This is a genomic window from uncultured Acetobacterium sp. (assembly GCF_927416815.1).
Lineage (GTDB): Bacteria > Bacillota > Clostridia > Eubacteriales > Eubacteriaceae > Acetobacterium.
Map to the genome: position 1 here is coordinate 1 of NZ_CAKMJU010000054.1, position 2,757 is coordinate 2,757.

The window sequence follows — 2,757 nt, forward strand, 5'->3', positions numbered from 1 at the left end:
TGGCAAAAAGTATTCAAAAGTTGCGCAGATGGTACTCTGTTAAAAAAGAGATTGGACGACCATCTGCTAATTAATAAAATTGTGTTGGCAAGTGCACAACTTTTCGAGACCAAACGCTAAACTTTTTGATTGACAAACACAGGCGATCTTCATTCTACCCTCCCGATATACTTTTTTAATAGCTGATTATCGATGATATGGTCAGCATTCACAGTGGCTTGACGTTAATGTTGGTTCAGCGTATTCCCATCACTCCTGGATTTCATCTAGCATAGACTTATCACCGCTGCGATAAAGAATATGCAGGAGCTAAACCTAAATAGCTTAACACACTATTTTAGCTGTTCCAACACAGTTTTTCTGGGATAAAAACCAAACCGCTGATAAAAGCTAAAGGCTTTCTCGTTACCAACCGCTACCGTCACAGTTTTCGTATGTGCCCCCATTTCATCCATCCAGGCAAGGGCATTGCTAAGCAGTTTCTCACCAAGCCCCAGCCCCCGATAATTCTCCAGCACATATAAGGATTCCATTTCAGCATCACCAGAACATTCAATCTGAGAAATGCAGTAGCCAACATTTCTGGCGGTTTCCTGATCAATGGCAATCTCAATGCGCATCTGCCCATTTTTAGCCTTCTGGAGCAGCTTTATTTTCCGCATTTCAAAGGTAAACTTATCATAGTGTGTTTTAAAATTCACGGCGGCGTCACGATGATGCTGGTTCAGTGCTTCCCAAAGCTCCTGGATCTCATCCAGCAGCGATTCATCACCACTTCGATAGATTATGGTTGTTAGCTGATTTTTTTGACGTTGCATTGGATTTTTCTCCTTATTTATGAATTGTTCGTTGGGATATGGGGCCAATAAGTTAAGTGTTCCTAATACTAGGCGTTAAATATGGCAAAACTCAGTTACAGTTATAACCAGACATTGGATTTCTCGTCCCCAGGGTTTCTTTCCACCAAGTTTCACGTTTAAGGACAAATTCATTCGCAACTTTAGCATTATAGTTTTCCAAAATTGAATATTGAAAATTGGCTTTAACATAGTCGAAACCATTTGAAAGAACGATTTCAAATAATTCTTTATTGCCGCCGTGCCCATTTTTAATGTAGTTTTTCCAACGCTGCAGTAGCATCCCATTATCACCTGTTGCCGAACCGACATACAATTTACAATTATTACAATCTCTGATTAAATAGACAGCCTTTTGATTCTCTAATGCCGCAACCCAATCTCGTTTATGACGATTGACAATTGTTTCCAATTGCCTAAATGATAATCTGACATTATCATAGCCGGGAAAATCATCCCCTTCAAAAACAGACGGTAAAATTTGCAACACTTCGAAGTCGTCAAAAATATCTGCCACATACCGACATTGACTTTGAAACTGCTTATGATATTTGATAAGGACACGGCCATAAAATGGATTGAATTTTTCAATTTCCACGCCGTTATAATTGATTCCATTTTTTATGTTGTAATCCTCGGTCACAATTTTAACAGTCGTCAGCAACCAAATGTCAGCACTTAATTTAAGCAAACAGATCGCTGTTTCGCCAACCTTGAATAAGCGTTGCTCGGTTCGCCAAAATAGCCACCGGTTATTAACGATATCCGGATTTCGTGTATACTCATCCATGGGATCTGCTATGCCGTTAAACTGATTAAATCGAACTTTGACCTTTTGCAAATCTTCGAATTTTAATAAGTCGCTTAATTTTATTATGCTTTTTTCCAACGCTGTCACCTCTTTATTCTAGAATTTATGAGTATTTCCTCAATTAGTGCAGCAAGAGTTTAATGACATTTTCCAGGATGGTTGTGGCCTTACTGTTTCCCGCTGTTCTTCTGGTCAAAGCAGGGCCAGATCAGACTCTTCTCCAATTTTGCCAGGTCGTACACCACTATATCCAATTAAAGCATCTTTATTCTCCCTTTTAATTGTCGCTGCGGATCTCATTTTATCATTTACAGGATCCTTTTTTCAACGACTTTCCTTAAAATAACCACGCCATTATTTCTGCGAAATTTTATTCATACATTATCTTGTGAGCTTTTTTTCGATTGACAAGTACATCTCCAGCCTGTACAATATAAAATATCAGATGATATGTATCGCGCGTTACATATCATGTCATACTTGTGAAAGGAACCCATCCCATGCCGCCTAAAATAAAAATCAAAGAAGACGCCATCCTCGATGTGGCACTGGAAATTACCCGAAAGTCCGGCATCGAAGGTCTCAATGCCCGAGAAATTGCCAAAATCCTGGGGTGCTCGATTCAGCCGCTCTTTCGGACATTTCAAAATATGGATAACTTAAAAACGGCGCTTTATCAAAAAGTTGGCGAATATTTTAATAGCCATATGCTGGCGGGTATGCATCACCCCATTCCCTTCTTAGGGATGGGCCTTGCCTACATAAATTTTGCCACGCAAGAAAAGAACCTCTTTAAGCTGCTGTTTATGTCCGAATCGATTGCTGTTGACAGCCCCATGGATATGATTTCCGGTGACGATAATCTAGAAGTGATTGAGCTGATTGCCGGAATGACGGGGTTAAACCACGACCACTCAAAAAAACTCTATGTCGACATTTGGCTTTTAACCCATGGGATCGCCGCACTGGTGGCAACCAATCATTGTCAATTCAGTCATCAAGAAATTGAAACAATTCTAATGGATGCTTTTAAAGGTTATTTAAATTTATTTACCAAGAAAGAAGAGGACCAATCATGAGACTATTTTT

General features: G+C 39.5%; 3 protein-coding genes. 1 reads left to right on the forward strand and 2 read right to left on the reverse strand.

Features of this window, described 5'->3' with window-relative positions:
- Positions 1 to 332 precede the first annotated feature (332 nt).
- Positions 333 to 818, reverse strand: coding sequence for a GNAT family N-acetyltransferase (locus QZ998_RS08605; RefSeq protein ID WP_296559725.1), 486 nt, complete (start codon positions 816 to 818; stop codon positions 333 to 335).
- 91 nt (positions 819 to 909) lie between these two features.
- Positions 910 to 1,746 (reverse strand): GIY-YIG nuclease family protein, encoded by an 837-nt coding sequence (locus QZ998_RS08610; protein ID WP_296559726.1) that lies wholly within the window; start codon positions 1,744 to 1,746, stop codon positions 910 to 912.
- Positions 1,747 to 2,168: 422 nt separating this feature from the next.
- On the opposite strand from QZ998_RS08610, the gene QZ998_RS08615 reads away from it, so the two are divergent.
- Positions 2,169 to 2,747: a TetR/AcrR family transcriptional regulator gene (locus QZ998_RS08615; protein WP_296559727.1), complete on the forward strand. Its 579-nt coding sequence runs from the start codon at positions 2,169 to 2,171 to the stop codon at positions 2,745 to 2,747.
- Positions 2,748 to 2,757: the final 10 nt, after the last annotated feature.